At 62.7% G+C, this 16813-nt stretch carries 19 protein-coding genes; 4 read left to right on the top strand and 15 right to left on the bottom strand.

Annotated elements, in window-relative coordinates:
• Positions 1–12: 12 nt before the first annotated feature.
• The 3 genes from purU to AC13F2_RS04305 all read right to left on the bottom strand — a co-directional run bounded on the left by purU (position 13) and on the right by AC13F2_RS04305 (position 2281).
• A complete protein-coding gene (gene purU / locus AC13F2_RS04315; RefSeq protein ID WP_482964410.1) occupies positions 13–867 on the bottom strand; it encodes a formyltetrahydrofolate deformylase in 855 nt (284 codons plus the stop codon).
• A 69-nt stretch (positions 868–936) separates the two neighbouring features.
• A complete protein-coding gene (locus AC13F2_RS04310) occupies positions 937–1263 on the bottom strand; it encodes a hypothetical protein (protein ID WP_103023034.1) in 327 nt (108 codons plus the stop codon).
• A gap of 1 nt (position 1264) precedes the next feature.
• The gene (locus AC13F2_RS04305) at positions 1265–2281 is read right to left on the bottom strand and encodes an NAD(P)H-dependent flavin oxidoreductase (RefSeq protein WP_103023097.1); all 1017 of its coding nucleotides are present in this window, start codon (positions 2279–2281) and stop codon (positions 1265–1267) included.
• Positions 2282–2378: 97 nt separating this feature from the next.
• Between AC13F2_RS04305 and AC13F2_RS04300 the strand changes: the two genes are divergently transcribed.
• A complete protein-coding gene (locus AC13F2_RS04300) occupies positions 2379–4190 on the top strand; it encodes an SLC13 family permease (protein ID WP_301641802.1) in 1812 nt (603 codons plus the stop codon).
• On the opposite strand, the gene purT is transcribed toward AC13F2_RS04300, so the two are convergent.
• Together purT and AC13F2_RS04290 are read right to left on the bottom strand one after the other, a co-directional pair.
• Positions 4191–5351 carry a formate-dependent phosphoribosylglycinamide formyltransferase gene (gene purT / locus AC13F2_RS04295; RefSeq protein ID WP_196847521.1) on the bottom strand — a complete coding sequence of 387 codons (1161 nt, stop codon included), beginning with the start codon at positions 5349–5351 and terminating at the stop codon, positions 4191–4193. It lies immediately after the preceding gene.
• A 103-nt stretch (positions 5352–5454) separates the two neighbouring features.
• Positions 5455–6738 carry an aspartate kinase gene (locus tag AC13F2_RS04290; RefSeq protein ID WP_234036483.1) on the bottom strand — a complete coding sequence of 428 codons (1284 nt, stop codon included), beginning with the start codon at positions 6736–6738 and terminating at the stop codon, positions 5455–5457.
• Positions 6739–6791: 53 nt separating this feature from the next.
• On the opposite strand from AC13F2_RS04290, the gene ubiG reads away from it, so the two are divergent.
• Positions 6792–7550, top strand: a complete 759-nt coding sequence (gene ubiG / locus AC13F2_RS04285; protein WP_482964409.1) for a bifunctional 2-polyprenyl-6-hydroxyphenol methylase/3-demethylubiquinol 3-O-methyltransferase UbiG — start codon at positions 6792–6794, stop codon at positions 7548–7550.
• A 36-nt stretch (positions 7551–7586) separates the two neighbouring features.
• Here ubiG and AC13F2_RS04280 read toward each other — a convergent pair whose 3' ends face one another.
• The 4 genes from AC13F2_RS04280 to AC13F2_RS04265 all read right to left on the bottom strand — a co-directional run bounded on the left by AC13F2_RS04280 (position 7587) and on the right by AC13F2_RS04265 (position 10328).
• Positions 7587–8645, bottom strand: coding sequence for a glycerophosphodiester phosphodiesterase family protein (locus AC13F2_RS04280; protein ID WP_482964408.1), 1059 nt, complete (start codon positions 8643–8645; stop codon positions 7587–7589).
• 114 nt (positions 8646–8759) lie between these two features.
• Complete coding sequence (locus AC13F2_RS04275) at positions 8760–9107, bottom strand: arsenate reductase (RefSeq protein WP_482964407.1); 348 nt, start codon at positions 9105–9107, stop codon at positions 8760–8762.
• Positions 9104–9577, bottom strand: coding sequence for a crossover junction endodeoxyribonuclease RuvC (gene ruvC, locus AC13F2_RS04270; protein ID WP_103023027.1), 474 nt, complete (start codon positions 9575–9577; stop codon positions 9104–9106). Before ruvC ends, AC13F2_RS04275 begins: the two co-directional genes overlap by 4 nt.
• A 7-nt stretch (positions 9578–9584) precedes the next feature.
• Entirely contained in the window at positions 9585–10328 is a 744-nt protein-coding gene (locus AC13F2_RS04265) for a YebC/PmpR family DNA-binding transcriptional regulator (protein WP_103023026.1), read from the bottom strand.
• Positions 10329–10397: 69 nt separating this feature from the next.
• Between AC13F2_RS04265 and AC13F2_RS04260 the strand changes: the two genes are divergently transcribed.
• Entirely contained in the window at positions 10398–11156 is a 759-nt protein-coding gene (locus tag AC13F2_RS04260; protein WP_482964406.1) for a CPBP family glutamic-type intramembrane protease, read from the top strand.
• Here AC13F2_RS04260 and AC13F2_RS04255 read toward each other — a convergent pair.
• The 4 genes from AC13F2_RS04255 to AC13F2_RS04240 all read right to left on the bottom strand — a co-directional run bounded on the left by AC13F2_RS04255 (position 11153) and on the right by AC13F2_RS04240 (position 13132).
• Entirely contained in the window at positions 11153–11500 is a 348-nt protein-coding gene (locus tag AC13F2_RS04255) for a heavy metal-binding domain-containing protein (RefSeq protein WP_199797726.1), read from the bottom strand. The genes AC13F2_RS04260 and AC13F2_RS04255 overlap by 4 nt on opposite strands.
• A 55-nt stretch (positions 11501–11555) precedes the next feature.
• Positions 11556–12431 (bottom strand): SDR family oxidoreductase, encoded by an 876-nt coding sequence (locus AC13F2_RS04250; protein WP_482964405.1) that lies wholly within the window; start codon positions 12429–12431, stop codon positions 11556–11558.
• Between the two features lie 71 nt (positions 12432–12502).
• Positions 12503–12739: a DUF2312 domain-containing protein gene (locus tag AC13F2_RS04245; protein WP_050601763.1), complete on the bottom strand. Its 237-nt coding sequence runs from the start codon at positions 12737–12739 to the stop codon at positions 12503–12505.
• 78 nt (positions 12740–12817) lie between these two features.
• Positions 12818–13132, bottom strand: coding sequence for a DUF1244 domain-containing protein (locus tag AC13F2_RS04240; protein ID WP_103023094.1), 315 nt, complete (start codon positions 13130–13132; stop codon positions 12818–12820).
• 49 nt (positions 13133–13181) lie between these two features.
• On the opposite strand from AC13F2_RS04240, the gene pyk reads away from it, so the two are divergent.
• Positions 13182–14657 (top strand): pyruvate kinase, encoded by a 1476-nt coding sequence (gene pyk / locus AC13F2_RS04235; protein ID WP_103023024.1) that lies wholly within the window; start codon positions 13182–13184, stop codon positions 14655–14657.
• A gap of 43 nt (positions 14658–14700) precedes the next feature.
• On the opposite strand, the gene AC13F2_RS04230 is transcribed toward pyk, so the two are convergent.
• Both AC13F2_RS04230 and gltX read right to left on the bottom strand, forming a co-directional pair.
• On the bottom strand, positions 14701–14997 hold the full coding sequence (locus tag AC13F2_RS04230; RefSeq protein ID WP_301641810.1) for a hypothetical protein: 297 nt from the start codon (positions 14995–14997) through the stop codon (positions 14701–14703).
• Positions 14998–15462: 465 nt separating this feature from the next.
• Positions 15463–16812, bottom strand: a complete 1350-nt coding sequence (gene gltX, locus AC13F2_RS04225; RefSeq protein WP_482964404.1) for a glutamate--tRNA ligase — start codon at positions 16810–16812, stop codon at positions 15463–15465.
• Position 16813: the final 1 nt, after the last annotated feature.

Below are 16813 nucleotides of genomic sequence, written 5' to 3'. Positions count from 1 at the left end.
GGAAGGCGCTGCTCAGCTCCTGAAGACGACCGTGCGCTGGCCGTTGAGCAGAACGCGGTCTTCGAGATGCAGGCGGACGGCTTCTGCCAGAACCCGGCTTTCGATATCGCGACCCTTGCGCACCAGCTGATCGGGCGTGTCCGCATGGCTGATAGGCTCGGCATCCTGATGGATGATCGGTCCTTCATCGAGGTCGGCAGTGACGTAATGCGCGCTCGCGCCGATCATCTTGACCCCGCGCTCGAATGCCTGGTGATAGGGCTTTGCGCCCTTGAAGCCGGGCAGGAAACTGTGATGGATGTTGATGCACCGCCCGCTGAAATGCGCGGCCTGTTCGTTTGACAGGATCTGCATGTACCGCGCCAGCACGACCAGCTCGGCCCCACTCTCTTCGGCGATTGCGCGCACCTTTGCTTCCTGCGCGCTTTTCTCGCCGCTCGTCACGGGGAGGTGATGGAAGGGAATGTCTCCCAGATGCGTATGCTCGATTGCCGCGCGCGGATGATTTGAGATGATTGCCACGGGCTCCATCGGCAATTCGCCGATCCGCCAGCGGTACAATAGATCGGCCAGGCAGTGATCGAACTTGCTGACCATGATGAGCACCCGCCGCGGCCGGTCGCGCAGCGCAAGCTTCCAGTCCATCGCGTGTTCGGCGGCAATCGGTGCGAACTCTGTCCGGATCATTTCGCGCGATGCCTCGCCCGGATCGAACTCGACCCGCATGAAGAAGGCATCGCTCGACCGGTCGTTGAACTGCTGCGCTTCGAGGATGTTGCCGCCGCGTTCGAACAGGAACGACGTGACACGCGCGGTGATGCCCGGGCGATCGGCGCAGGACAGGGTCAGGACTAGGGGCTCGGACATCCCGTTTCCATGTCCTGCCATTATGGGTCGGTGCAAGCGCTATGCGCTTGGGGCGCGACAATCAGGAATTCATCCGTCGAATTCGAACACCACCTTGCGCATGCCCGCTTCGATCAATGCGGTCCGCACGACCTCCATGTCGGCCTCGCCCAGCGGGGATTCGCAGCTGACCACCCGCGCGATCGGATCGCGCAGCGAAAAGCCGCCGGTCGCGATGACCTGCCGGATCCCGCGCACGATCGTGTCCTCGAGATAGCGCGGGTTGGCGACCACGGAACTGTCCGACGAGAACGCGTATTCCGCGCGCTGGTCGACGAAAGTGTCGGTGGGGCGATGCGTCACCTGCACCCGATCGCGATAAATCGCTATATCGAGATCGAGGCGATGTATCGTCATCTCACCGGCGCGCGAGCGCTTCCTCGCTCTGGCTCATCAGCTTTTCGATGATGGCGGCTACCGGCTCTTCTTCCTTCAGCATGCCGACCGACTGGCCCGCCATGAGGCTGCCGTTCTCCACATCGCCATCGATCACCGCGCGGCGCAATGCACCGGCCCAGTAATGTTCGATCTGCAGCTGCGCTTCGGCCATCGCGATCTCCTCGCGGTCGAGCACGCCTGCCACCTCGATCTGCTTGCGGGTGAACTCGTCCGTCCCCTTGTTCTTGAGCGCGCGCACCGGGATCACCGGCAGCCTCGGGTCGACCTGCACGCTCGTGATGGCATCGCGCGCGCTGGCGCGGAAGAAAGCCTTCTTGAAGTTGGGATGCGCGATGCTTTCCGTGGCGCAGGCGAAGCGCGTGCCCAGCTGGACGCCCGCCGCGCCCATTTCCAGATAGCCGGCGATCGCCTGGCCGCGGCCGATCCCGCCGGCGACGAAGATGAGATGGTCTTCGGCGAGTTCGGGCAGCATTTCCTGCGCCAGGACGCTGGTGGAGACAGGGCCGATATGGCCGCCCGCTTCCATGCCTTCGATCACCAGCGCATCCGCGCCGGAGCGCAGCAGCTTCTTGGCGAGCGCCAGCGTCGGCGCGAAACAGATCACCTTGGCGGGGTTCTGCCCGCCCTTGATCGCTTCGACACTGCCCTTGGGCGGAATGCCCCCGGCCAGCACCACATGGCCCACGGCGTGCTTTTCGCACACGGCGATGAGGTCGAAGAGCTGCGGGTGCATGGTGATGAGGTTCACGCCGAACGGGCGGTCGGTCAGCTTGCGGGTTTCGGCGATTTCGGTGTCGAGCAGATCGGGCGTCATCGCCCCGCAGGCGATCACGCCGAACCCGCCGGCGTTCGAAATGGCGGAGACGAGATTGCGTTCGGACACCCAGCTCATCGCCCCGCACAGAATGGCGGTTTCGCTGCCGAGAAAATCGCAACCGCGCTGCATCAAACGCGAAGTCTTGGAGTAACTGTTCATGATGAGATCGCTTAAGCCCACCCCGCAATCCTAGCAAGCACATGCACTCATTCGATTTAACTAGGCATCCCGTACTTTTACTGTAGCCGACATTTGAATGCCATCGCTTCTACCTGATTCGGTCGCCGCTTATCACCCGCTCATCGGGCTGATACTCCTTTTCCTCCTGTTCGCCGGCTTCGTGGTGGAACGCCTGCCGCCGGTGGTCGTGGCCACGCTCGGCGCGCTGATCATGCTGTTGCTGGGGTTCATTTCCACCGACGAACTGCTCGGCGTGTTCTCGAACCCCGCGCCCATCACCATCGCGGCGATGTTCGTGCTGTCGGGCGCGCTGCTGCGCACGGGCACGCTGGAAGAAGTGTCGGGCTGGATCATCCGGCGCACCCGGCGCAAGCCCCGGCTGGCGCTGGCGGAGATCGGCTTCGGCACCATTGCGGCCTCGGCCTTCATGAACAACACGCCGGTCGTTCTGGTGATGATCCCGGTGGTCAAACGCCTTGCCCGCTCGCTCGGCACCGCGGCCACGCGCCTGCTGATCCCGCTATCCTACCTCTCGATCCTGGGCGGCACGCTCACGCTGATCGGCACCTCGACCAATCTCCTCGTCGATGGCGTCGCACGCGAACAGGGGCTCGCCCCGTTCGGGATGTTCGAAATCACCGGCGTGGGCCTCGTCGCGGCGTTGGCGGGCACGGCCTATCTCGTGCTTGCCGGGCCCCGGCTGCTGCCCGATCGCCCGCAGCGCGCGCTCGACGATGATACGGAAAGCGATTTCTACCTCTCCCACCTCGTCGTTTCCGAAAGCAGCCCGCTCATCGGCCAGGAACTCGGATCGACCAAGCTGGTGCGCCGCCCCGGCGTGAAGATCATCGGCATCAAGGCCGGGGGCGAGGTGATCCGCAAGGATATCGGCGAACATATCCTCGGCGTGGGCGATCAGCTGGTGGTCGGGGCCAGTCCCGCCGAACTCGCTTCGCTGGCGGAAGCCTTCGATTTCCGCACCGGCCTTACCGGCGTGGGCGGCGGCGTCGATACGGCGGGCAGCGGGCGTCCCGCCGACCTGTCCCTGATCGAAGCGGTCGTTTCCAGTTCCCACCCCATCATCGGGCGGCGGCTTGCGGAAATTCCCATGCTGGCCAAGCTCAAGGTGCGCGTGCTGGGCCTGTCGCGTCCGCGCCATATCGCCGGTCCGGAACTTGCCGAGGTGCGCGTGAGGGCGGGCGATCGCCTGCTGATCGCGGCCGGTGCCGATGCCGTGCAGGCGCTGCAGAACAATGTCATGCTCGGCACGGTGACCCAGGCGCCGACCCGTGCCTTCCGCCGCGCCCGCGCCCCGATCGCCATCGGCACGCTGGCCGCGGTCGTCCTGCTCGCGGCGATCTTTTCCTGGCCGATCCAGGCGCTGGCCCTGATCGGTGCGGGTCTTGTGCTGGCGACGCGCTGCCTCGAACCGGAAGAAGCCTGGTCGGCGATCGACGGCAATACGCTGGTGCTCATCTTCGGCATGCTCGCCTTCGGCGTCGGGCTGGACAATGCCGGTACGGTCGAACTGATCGTGGCGACCCTCGAACCGGTCTTCGCCAATGCGTCGCCGTTGCTGCTGCTGATCGCGATCTACGGGCTGACCAGCCTGCTGACCGAAAGCGTGACCAACAATGCCGTCGCGGTCATTCTGACCCCCATCGCCATCGGCCTTGCCGGGGTGACGGGCGCCGATGCGCGCGAACTGGTGGTCGCGGTCATGCTCGGCGCCAGCGCCAGCTTCGCAACGCCCATCGGATATCAGACCAATACGCTCGTTTACGGCGCGGCGAACTACCGGTTCATGGACTTCGTGAAGATCGGCCTGCCGATGAACGTGGTCGTCGGCATCGCAACCTGCTTCGCGATCGACGCCTTCTTCGGCTGATCAGTCGCCGTAGACGATCCGCACCTTGTGTGCCGCCTCGCGCGCCTTGCGCCGGGCTTCGTCGGTATCGCCGGCCGTCGCCAGGGCCACGCCCATGCGTCGATAGGGGCGGCTGTCGGGCTTGGCGAAAATTCGCAGGTCCGCTCCATCGGCCATAGCTTCCGCCAGCCCTTCATAGGACAGGCTCTTGGAATCGCGCTCGGCCAGGATCACGGCGCTTGCCGCGGGGCGGGCGCGCAGATCGGCCGGAACGGGCAGGCCCAGCACGGCGCGGGCGTGCAGGTCGAATTCGGTCAGGTTCTGGCTCACCAGCGTGACCATGCCGGTATCGTGCGGCCGGGGGGACAGCTCGGAAAAGATAACCTCTTCGCCCTTCACGAAGAACTCGACCCCGAACAGGCCATAACCGCCCAGATCGTCTACCACGGTCCGCGCCATTTCCTGCGCCTTCGCGATGGCCTGATCCGACATCGGCGTCGGCTGCCAGCTTTCCTGGTAATCGCCGCGCTCCTGCCGGTGGCCGATGGGCGGGCAGAAGGTCACTCCATCCCTGTGGCGGACTGTCAGCAGGGTGATCTCGTAATCGAAATCCACGAACTGCTCCACGATCACGCGCTGCCGGTCGCCGCGCATGTTGGCGTGGGCATAATCCCATGCCGCCTCCAGCCCGGCCTCGTCGCGCACGGTCGACTGGCCCTTGCCGGACGAGGACATGACCGGCTTGATCACGCAGGGAAAGCCGGTGTGCTGCGCCGCCGCCTTCACCTCTTCGAGGTTCTTGGCATAATGATATTTCGACGTGACGAGGCCCAGTTCATGCGCCGCAAGATCGCGGATCGCATCGCGGTTCATCGTCAGTTGCGCCGCGCGGGCCGATGGGACGACGGTAAAGCCCTCGTCCTCCAGTTCGGCCAGCACGGATGTGCGGATCGCCTCGATCTCGGGGACGATATAGTCGGGCCGGTGCTTTTCCGCTGCTTCGCGCAGCTTTTCGCCGTCGAGCATGGAGAAGACCTCGCGCGCATCGGCCAGTTGCATGGCCGGCGCATCGTCATAGGCATCGCATGCCACCACATAGGCACCCAGCCTCTTTGCCGAAATGACGAATTCGCGGCCCAGCTCGCCCGAACCGAGCAGCAGGATTTTGGCGGTATGGCTCATGTGCGCGTCGCTCCCAGACCGATGACGACCCCGGCCTCATAGGCCAGATAGACCAGGCCCACCGCCACCAGCACGCTTGCAATCGCGGTTGCGATCCGCCGGATCACGCGACGGCCTCGTCCACCGCGTCCAGCCCGTAGGCGGTGTGAAGGACCCGGACCGCCAGTTCGGTCTCGTCCTCGTCGATCATCACGCTGATCTTGATTTCGCTGGTGGAGATCGCCTGAATGTTGATCCCGCGATCCGACAGCGCGCGGAACATCGTGCTGGCGACGCCTGCATGGCTCTTCATCCCCACGCCGACGACGGAAATCTTGGCGATCTTGCTGTCGGTGATCAGGCGGTTGAAGCCGATGTCCTCGCGTTTGTCTTCCAGCAGCGCCTGCGCGCGCGCCAGATCGGTCTGCGGCACGGTGAAGGTCACGTCGGTCTCGCCCTTGTCGCGGCCCACGTTCTGGATGATCATGTCCACGTTGATGGACGCAGCCGCCAGCGGCTCGAAGATATGCGCCACCGCCCCCGGCTTGTCGGGCACGCGGGTAAGGATCACCTTGGCCTCGTTCTTGTCATGCGCGATGCCGGTCACGTGCTGGCGTTCCATATCGCCCTTCTCCACCAGTTCGTTCATTTCTTCTTCCGACACGATCATCGTGCCCGGAAGGTCGTCGGCAGGGATGGCATCCTCGCCGACGAAGCTGGAAAGGACCTGCACCCGCACGCCCTCTTTCATGGCAAGCCCGACCGACCGCGTCTGGAGCACCTTGGCCCCCACGCTCGCGAGCTCGAGCATTTCTTCGTAAGTGACCGCCTTCTGCTTCCTCGCCTTGGCGACGATGCGCGGGTCGGTCGTATAGACGCCGTCGACGTCGGTATAGATATCGCAGCGATCGGCCTTGATCGCCGCTGCCACGGCCACGGCCGACGTGTCCGAACCGCCGCGTCCCAGCGTCGTGATGCGGCCATCGTCGCCCACGCCCTGGAATCCCGGGATAACGGCGATCTCGCCCGCTTCCATGCTGGCGATCAGCGCATCGCCATCGATCTCGTCGATGCGCGCCTTGGCGTGGGCCTCGATCGTTCGGATCGGCAATTGCCAGCCGAGCCAGCTTCGCGCCTGGCTGCCCAGCGATTGCAGCGTCAGCGCCAGAAGGCCGCTGGTCACCTGCTCGCCGCTTGCGACCACCACGTCGTATTCGGCCGGATCGTACAGCGCATTCGCCTCGCGGCAGAAATTCACCAGCCGGTCCGTCTCGCCCGCCATGGCCGAAACGACCACTGCGACCTCGTGTCCGCGCGCCTGCTGTTTGCGCACGATATTGGCCACGCGCCGGATGCGCTCGGTCCCCGCCATGGAGGTTCCGCCGAATTTCATCACGATACGGGCCAAGCGAGGAGGTCTCCGTGCTGGAATAGCTGGGTTACGGCTGCTAGCCAGAGCGCATGAGTGATGCAACCACGCAACCGCGAAGCAATACTTCGGGCGGCCAAACGATCCGCCCCGATGAAGCCGCCCATTTCGGCAAGCTGGCCAAGGACTGGTGGGACCCGAAGGGGTCTTCCGCCATGCTTCACCGCCTCAACCCGGTCCGGCTCGCCTTCCTGCGCGAATGCGTGGATATGCATTGGGGCGGCGATATTTCTCAGCGTCATCCGCTCGCGGGCAAGTCCGCGCTCGATGTGGGTTGCGGTGCGGGCCTCCTGTGCGAACCCATGGCGCGACTCGGGGCAGATGTAACCGGCGTCGATGCCGCGCCGGAAAATACCGCTGCGGCGGCCGTCCACGCCGATGGGGCCGGTCTCGATATCCGCTACATCGCGGGTGAAGTCGGCTCACTCGACATCGGCACCTTCGATCTGGTCACGGCGATGGAAGTCATCGAACATGTCGCGGACAAACCCGCCTTCATCGCCGCGCTCGCGGGCAGGCTCGCGCCCGATGGGCTGATGGTCCTGTCCACACCGAACCGCACGCCGCAGTCGCGGCTGCTGATGATCGGTGCGGCAGAAGGGCTCGGCATGATCCCCAGGGGCACGCATCACTGGGACGATTTCATCACGCCGGAAGAACTGGGCGCGCTGCTGGACGATGCCGGGCTGGAGATGGGCGAACCGCGCGGCATTTCCTTCCGGCCCGACAAGGGCCTCCACCTTTCAGCCGATCTCTCGCTCAACTATCTGGTCACGGCGCGGTACCGATAGGCTCGGCAAAGTCCCGCGATGCTGGCCTGACGTCGATCAGTCGCCTGCCTTCATGGCCGGAACCACCAGTCCGGGATCGTCGGTAAAAACGCCGTCGAGCCCGGCCGCCCTCAGCAGTGCGACCATCGCTGGCACATCGCCTGCCGCATTCTCCGCACTGCCGCGGCGCAGGGCTGGCGGCAGGAAGGCGTTTTCCTTGCGCAGCGTCCAGCCATGCAGCTTCAGGCCTGCCCCGTGCACCTTCTCTGCCAGCCCGATCGGGGTCCCGTCCGCGTTGAATACCAGCCGCAGGTCGGCCCCGATGGCATCGGCATATTTGGCCACTTCCGCCAGCCCGGCAGGTGTCAGCATTTCTTCATAGGACAGGGCCGGTTCGTCCGCCGGACCGCTGCCCGGGGTCACCAGCAGCACCAGCGGCACCTCGACCATCGTGTTGAGGCGGCGCAGCGTGCCCACCTCGAAACTCTGGATGAAGACCGCATCCTCCGCCTCGTCGAGATCGGCCTGGCGCAAGGCGGTGACCAGCAGGTCCACCGTGTCGAAACCCTGCTGCAGCAGGAAATCGGGATGCTTGAGTTCGGGATAGATGCCGACGCGCCTGCCCGTCTCGGCTTCCTTGGCCTCCACCAGCTGCAGGATCTCGGCAAAGGTGGGAATGGCATAGAGACTATCGAACTGCGCATTCTTCGTCCGCAGGCTCGGCAGGCGTTCCTTCGCGCGCAGGGTGCGCAGCTCGGCCAGGGTGAAATCTTCGGCGAACCAGCCGCTCACCAATCGCCCGTCGATGGTCTTCGAACGCTTGCGGTCGGCGAATTCCTCATGGGCGGCGACATCGGTCGTGTCCGACAATTCGTTTTCATGGCGCGCGACCAGTACCATGTCCTTGGTCACCACCAGATCGGGTTCGATATAATCCGCCCCCTGATCGATCGCGCGTTCATAAGCGGCCAGCGTATGCTCCGGCCGTTCGCCGCTGGCGCCGCGATGCGCGATCACGATGAAGTCGGAAGCCTGCAGCGGCAGCGCCGTGAACAGCACGGCAAGGAGCGCGATCGATCGAAGCGCAGGCCAATGGGCGAAAATCGCACGGATCATGGTCGACAAAGCTCCTGTTCGTGGCCGTTTCGTACTGTTCGGCAGGGATGTTCGGCGCAGATCAAACGCTCGATTAACATGCATATCGCCAACCGTATGGTGCCCGGCCGGTCGTTACTTGAGGGCAGCGGCCCATTCGGTTTCGTCGAACCCGACCAGCAGGCCGCCGGGATATTCGACCACGGGCCGCTTTATCATGCTGGGATTGGCCTCGAGCAAACCTACCGCTTTCGTCTCGTCGATATCGGCCTTCTCCGCGTCCGCCAGCTTGCGCCAGCTCGTCCCCCGGCGGTTCAGGATGGTATCCACGCCCTTGGCCCCGATCCATTCCCGCAGCTTTTCCGGATCGGCGCCCTCTTTCCTATAGTCATGAAAAACATAAGGAATTTCTTGCCCATCGAGCCATTTGCGGGCCTTCTTGACCGTATCGCAATTGGGGATGCCGTAAAATTCGATCGTCATAACGTCCTCGTCAAATGGGCGTCCGCAATGGCCACCGCCAGCGCATCGGCCGCGTCCGCTCCCGCGATTTTTACCCCCGGTAACAAGACCTTGACCATCGCCTGCACCTGCGCCTTCTCCGCTGCGCCGGTGCCGACCACCGCCTTCTTCACCAGCCGCGCAGCATGCTCGTTGACCGCCAGCCCCGCCGTTCCGCACGTCGCCAGCACAGCCCCCCGCGCCTGCGCCAGCTTAAGCGTCGTTTGTGCATTTTTGTTGACGTAGATTTCTTCCGCCGCCGCCCGCCCGGGCTGGTGCACGGCGATCACTTCCGCGAGCGAGGCCTGCAACAGCCCCAGCCGCTGCGCCATGCTGGCTTTCGGATCGGTCGGCACCTGCCCGTTGGCGATATGCGTGATACGCGCGCCCTCGGACCGGATCACGCCCCACCCCGTGCAACTGAGCGAGGGATCGAGACCGAGGATGAGCACGGCTGGTTTAATCCAGCTTTTCCATCACTTCATCGGAGATATCGTAATTGCCCCACACGGTCTGCACATCGTCATCGTCGTCGAGGGCGTCGATCAGCTTGAGCAGGGTGGACGCATTCTTCTCGTCCATGTCGACGGTAAGGTTCGGCTTCCACGCCAGCTTGACGGTTTCCGCTTCCCCGAGCGACTTCTCGAGATCGGAGGCAACCTGGTGGAGATCTTCGGCCGCGGTCCAGATTTCGTGACCGTCATCCGAACTCGCGATGTCTTCCGCCCCGGCTTCCATCGCCGCTTCGAGGATCTTGTCTTCGCTGCCTGCTTCGGCCGGGTAGAAAATGAGGCCAAGGCGCTCGAACCCGTGGGCGACGCTGCCTTCGGTGCCAAGGTTGCCGCCATTCTTGGAAAAGGCGGTGCGGATGTTGGTCGCGGTGCGGTTGCGGTTATCCGTCAGTGCTTCGACGATGATCGCGCTGCCGCCCGGGCCATAGCCTTCGTAACGCACTTCTTCGTAATTCTCGCCGTCCTGCGCGCTCGCCTTGTCGATCGCGCGCTGGATGTTGTCCTTGGGCATGGACTGCGCCTTCGCCGCGTTGACCGCCAGGCGCAGACGGGGGTTCATGTCCGGATCGGGCATGCCCATCTTCGCCGCGACGGTGATTTCGCGGGACAGCTTGGAAAACATCGCGCTGCGCTTCTTGTCCTGCGCGCCCTTGCGATGCATGATGTTTTTGAATTTGGAATGACCGGCCATGGTTTCGCTTCGTAGCTCGATTGGTTGGGACGTTTCTCGTCAGAGATTCTCGGGGGTCGCCTTAGCCGCATGAACGCCGGAACGACAAGTCTTGCGCCTGCGATTTCGATGCGCAGCGAATGGGTTCAGTTCGCCCGCTTTCTGAAGCGCCCGGCATTGCCGGCCCGCGCCCCCTTGCCAAAAATCAGGAGCCTTACCGCCGTACTTCGGCTGTTCGTCCTCGATCTGATCGTAATGAGCGTGCTTCTGGGAATCGCCGGAGCGGTGATGTCGGCCGGTATCGACGTGCCCGAAACGGCGCTTGCGGGCATGGAAATCGGCCCGGCCATCATCTTTGCGGTAATCGTGATCGCTCCTCTGGTCGAAGAGACGCTATTCCGCGGCTGGTTATCGGGGCGCCCGGGCCACGTTCTTGGAATTCTTCTGGCCGTTCCTGCCGGCTTGCTGGCGGCCGGCATCTTCACAGCCGTCGGCGGCGGGACCTTCGCTAATCCCTGGGCCGGAATGGCTGGGGCCGTGATCGTGGGACTTATTGTGGCCCTCGCATTCGTTTTCCTGCTGCGCCGACGCGATGCCATGCGCTGGTTCAAACGCTTTTTCCCGCTGTTTTTCTGGTTAAGCACGCTGGGTTTCGCCAGCGTCCACCTGTTCAACTTCGAACCCGGTCAGATGGCCATGGCCTTGCCGCTGGTGCTTCCGCAATTCGCGACGGGCACGATGTTAGGCTACTTGCGGGTCAGATACGGGCTGTGGTCGAGCATCCTTCTGCACATGCTTCACAACGGGGCGTTCATTTCGCTGGTGCTGCTGACGGGAAGCGCGGCCTAGATCTTGACGGCCGTCCCGCTAGCACTGACCATCAGCATGGAACCGGTATCGCCGATTACCTCGTAATCGAGATCGATACCGACCACGGCATTGCCGCCCAAAGCGCCGCATTCGGCCTGAAGTTCCTGAATGGCCTGCTCTCGTGCGTCGCGCAGGATGCGTTCATAACTCCCGGAACGGCCGCCCACGATATCCCGAATATTGGCGAACAGGTCGCGGAAGAGATTGGCACCGACGATCACTTCACCGGTGACGATGCCGAGATAGTCCTGGATGGGCTTGCCCTCGATAGTCGGCGTCGTTGTAACGATGATGCCGCGAGCATCTTTCCAAGGGCCTGCCATATCCGGATCTCCTGTTCCTTGCTGTGTTGCAAACATAGGACGGCTGACACACGGATCAACCGTTGACGATGATGCCTCCGTTGGGATGAAGAACCTGTCCTGACATGTAAGAGCTGTCCTGACAGGCAAGAAACAGGAAGGCGGGCGCCACTTCGTTCGGTTCGCCCGGTCGGCCCATTGGCGTGTCTTCGCCGAAACTGTCCATATTTTCAGGCGGCTGCCCACCCATGGGATTAAGCGGCGTCCAGATCGGACCCGGGGCAACCGCATTGACGCGAATACCCTCGCCAACCAGATTTTCCGACAACGACCGGGTAAACGCCGTGATCGCCCCCTTCGTGGCGCTGTAATCCAGCAGTCCGCCAGAACCCTGATACATCGTTACGCTGGTACAATTCACGATCGCCGCCCCGTTCTTCAGATGCGGACGCGCGGCCTGCGTCATGTAGAACATCGAAAAGATGTTGGTCTGAAAAGTGCGCTGTAGCTGTTCGGTCGTGATATCGGTTATGTCGTCGTCGGGATGCTGTTCGCCGGCATTGTTGACCAGAATGTCCAGCTGGCCCCATTTCTCGATGACGGCCCGAACCAGTCCCTTGCAATGTTCCGGATTGCCGACGTCGCCAGCGGAAAGGAGCACTTCGGCACCTTCCTTTTCGCATGCATCCCGCGTGATTTGGGCGTCGTCGTGTTCTTCGAGATAGGCGATGGCGACCTTCGCCCCTTCTCGGGCGAACAGCACCGCGGTTGCTCGCCCTATGCCGCTATCGCCACCGGTTACGATTGCGACCTTGCCTTTCAATCTTCCCGATCCGGGATAGCGCGGCTGCCATTGAGGTTTGCGATCGAGATCGGTTTCCGATCCCGGCATCCGCGGTTCTTCAGATGTTTCTTCGATGAAGGCAGTATCGACGGGCTGGGTGTTGGCCATGGGTGAATTCCTTTCACCCGACCAACAGCTTGAAACGGCGCCGTGTTCCGACAGCCCGCCGCAGCAAAGCGTCAGCCCATGCCAAGCGCAGCCTTGTAGGTATCGAGAATGGTTTCCTGCTCGCTACGCTCGTCCGGCTTCATCTTCCGCAGACGAATGATCTGGCGCATGATCTTCGTATCGTAACCGACCGCCTTGGATTCCGCGTAAACGTCGCGAATGTCGTCGGCGATGCCCTTCTTCTCTTCTTCAAGCCGTTCGATGCGCTCGATCAGAAGGCGCAGGCGGTCGTCGGTGGCTTCTGCCATCTTGTAAAACTCCAGAATTTGAGAATCGGTTGGCGGCTCGATAGCCAGCCTGTCGGCGGCGGTGAAGGCGGCGACTCGCTACTCCACGCGATTTTTCGCAATACTGGCCTCCATTCGGGCAAGCTGTTCTTCGGTCGCCGGGGCCTGACGGGTCGATTTCCATTCATCCATCGGCATTCCGTGGATCAGCTCCCGCGCCGCCAGTTTGTCGCCTTCGAACCCGGCATCGCGGATCCAGTCGGCAAGACAGTTACGGCAGAATCCGGCGAGGCCCATCAGTTCGATATTCTGCGCATCGTGACGGTGCCGAAGATGGCGTACCAGCCGCCGAAATGCCTCTGCCGCTACGGCATCGTCGAGTTGATCGAGGGCATCGGGCGCATTCGTAGTCATGTCTCTATCGTCCTTGCTTTGTCGCATAGCAGTGCCATAGGCCATTCCCATGGCCAATTCCGCCCCCAAGCTCGATCCTCGCGGCCGCAAGGTCAAGATTCTCGCCACCGTTGGTCCTGCCAGCCGCTCGCCAGAAATGCTCGCCAGGCTGTTCAAGGCCGGGGTCGATGCGTTTCGCGTCAACATGAGCCATGGCGAACATGCCGATCATGCAAAGACGATCGAAGCCATCCGCGCGATGGAAAAGCAGTTCATGCGCCCGATCGCGATCCTCGCTGACCTTCAGGGTCCAAAGCTACGCGTAGGCAAGTTCAAGGACGGACAGGCGGTCATCCGCCATTCCGGGCATTTCAAGCTCGATCGCAATCCTGAGCCCGGCGACGAGACGCGCGTCGAACTGCCGCATCCCGAACTGTTCGGCCTGCTTGAGAAAGGCCAGCGCCTGCTGATCAATGATGGCAAGATCCGCCTGAAAGTGATCCGGGCCGACGAGAATGAAATTCTCTGTTCTGCAGAAGTCGGCGGAGTCATTTCGGACCGCAAGGGCGTCAATGTACCCGATGCCGAAGTGCCGATCCCGGCCCTTACCGACAAGGACCGCAAGGATCTTGCCTTTGCAGTCAGTCAGGGCGTCGACTGGATCGGCCTAAGCTTCGTACAGCGCCCGGAAGACCTTGCCGAAGCCCGTAAGCTGATGGGTGGTTACGGCGCGCTGTGCGCAAAGATCGAAAAGCCCATGGCCGTTCGCCGGCTCGACGAAATCATCGACATGAGCGACGGCATCATGGTTGCTCGCGGCGATCTGGGGGTCGAACTCGAACCGCAGGAAGTCCCGCCTCTCCAGAAGCGGATCGTGAACGCCACCCGCCTCAAGGGTAAACCGGTGATCGTGGCGACACAGATGCTGGAAAGCATGATCGAAAGCCCTGCCCCGACCCGGGCAGAAGTCTCCGACGTGGCCAATGCAGTATACGACGGCGCCGACGCCGTCATGCTTTCCGCAGAAACCGCTGCGGGCGACTGGCCCGAAGAAGCGGTCACCATAATGCACAAGATCGCGCGTCAGGTAGAGGGCGATGAAGCCTATCTCGCGCGGGTACGGTTTCTGGACACGCCGCCGGACAGGACAACTGCCGACGCACTGGCGCATGCCTGCATGACCGTGGCCGATACGGTAGCGGTTAGTGCGATAACGGTCTTCACAGGTTCGGGATCTACCGCCCGCAGGGTTGCGCGCGAACGCCCCAGTGTGCCCATGCTCGTGCTGACACCGAGTATGAAGACGGCGCGCCGCCTGGGTCTGCTATGGGGTGCCCACGCCGTTGCGACCAAGGACATTGGCAGTTTCGAAGAAATGATCGCCAAGGGCAAGCGCATGGCGCTGCGTCATGGCTTCGGGGAAGCGGGCAGCAAGCTGATTGCACTGGCTGGCGTCCCGTTCGGCACCCCCGGTTCGACAAACCTTCTGCATGTCGTGACGATCAGCGGTGACGAACTGGACAAGCACGACGTGCAACCGGATTGACGGGCGGACACTTTCTTTAAAAGCACCGCCCGTCTGCGGATTATCAGGCGCCGATCGCGACGATTGTAATTCCGCCGAGCAGCAGGATTCCTGCCAAGACGGTCAGAACCATTTCGACCAATCCAAGCCTGTCGATATGGGCGGATCGAAAATCGCTATACTGCTGCCGCAAGCGTTCCTTGCTGGCCAGGCTGGCGACTTCGAGCGCCGAAGCCTCTTTGTCGAACCAGCGTTTTAGATCGGCCAGTTCCGTACTGTCGATGTCCGGATAACGCAGTAAGGTCGCCTCGATCTGGTCGAAGCGGTCGGTGACGGCACCGCCGTCGATATCGGTTGTCATTGTAAATATGTCCTGTCTGAACAGAATTGGCGCCCCACGGGGGACGCGGCGGCTCAGATCAGGCGGGGTGGTTCCCGTGGGGATGCCAGAGAACGAGGCGGCGGCTTCAGCGGCGGTGCGCGGGGCCCAGGCGCCGGCCAGGGCTTTTGTTGCAGTCCCGCGTGCAGGCTCGCCTTAGGTGTCAGTATACTCGTGAATGGAGCTGTTTTGTCCGGACATGGCTGCGCTGCCATGCAGACGATGCCGGAATTGTCCTCCCTCGGAGGAAGCGTGACTTCCGCCGTTGCCGCACTGAACACCGGGCCACGTCCGCGATCGAGCGAGATGGGCTGGGAAGGAATCGCGTGCGCGAAAAGAACCGCCAGTAACAGCGCAACCAGCGGGCGCGCCCGGGATCTGTTCAGCACATCGAGCATGGTGCCCCAAGGTAAGGGCCGTCGCGCCTTGCCGCAAGACGGCGGAAATCTAGCTGGTCGCGGCCTTGGTCAATCGCGCGCGGGCTTCCTCCTCGCCGATCAGCGGTAACAGTTCCCCCATGTCCGGCCCGTGATCCATACCCGTCAATGCCTGGCGCAAGGGAAGGAACAGCGGTTTGCCCTTGCGACCGGTCGTGTCCTTCAGCGCGCCGGTAAGCGAACGCCACGGATCGTCGCTCCATACGAGCGTGCTCGCTGCTTCGGCGAGATAGGCGCGATCATCCTGCGTAAATTCCGGCTGATCAACCGGGCCGGTGACCAGCGCCCACCACTGACCTGCCTCGTTTACATGCGCGAGGTTTGGCCTGATGGCATGCCAGCCAGCCTCGTCCATACCCTGCGGGAGTCTGTCGGCGACCTGGGAAAACTCCATCTGATGGACAAGCGCTGTGTTTATACGGTCAAGTTCCGCATCGTCGAACTTTGCCGGTGCCCGTCCGAATGTCGAAAGATCGAAAGTTTCGAGAAGCGCCTCGATTTCGGCGATAGGTTCGACGGGAAGCGATGTGCCGAGGCGCGCCAGTAGCGCGATGATCGCTTCCGGCTCGATACCACGTTCGCGAAAGGCATCGCAGCCGAGCGATCCGAGCCGTTTGGATAATTTGCCTTCGGCCCCCACCAGCAAAGCCTCATGCGCAAAACTGGGAATTTGCTGCGCTCCGCCTCGTGCAGCAATTAGCGCGGTAAACATCTGAATTTGCACCGCAGTATTGCTTACATGGTCCTCTCCGCGCAGGACGTGGGTAATACCCATATCGAGATCGTCCACCGCACTCGGCAGCATATAAAGCCAGCTTCCGTCTGCCCGCCGCACGACTGGATCGGACAACTGTGCGGCATCGAATTTCTGTGGCCCTCGCACCCCATCATTCCAGGCAATCTGCTCGTCGTGATCGAGCATGAATCGCCAGTGCGGCACGATACCCTGCGCCTCCTTGGCCGCACGGTCTTCCTCGCTCAGCTCAAGGGCCCCTCGATCATATATCGGCGGCAGGCCACGCCCGAGCCGGATCTTGCGCTTCAGCTCGAGTTCCTGCTGCGTTTCGTAGCAGGGATAAACGCGGCCGGCTGATTGCAATGAAGCAAAGGCCTCTTCGTATTTCGCCAGACGCTCTGACTGACGCGCCTCGTCATCCGGGAGCATTCCGAGCCACGCCAGATCCGCCCGGATCGCGTCGACATATTCCTCGCGGCTGCGCTCGGCATCGGTATCGTCGATCCGCAGTATGAATTTGCCGCCAGTCTTTCTCGCCAGCATCGAGTTATGCAGGGCGGTACGGATATTGCCGACATGGAGCCGCCCTGTAGGCGACGGAGCGAAACGGGTGACAGTGGTCATA

It is taken from the genome of Qipengyuania sp. L-5Y (genome assembly GCF_056859455.1).
Note: the sequence above shows the minus strand (reverse complement) of the source record. Positions and strands in the feature narration are given on the sequence as shown.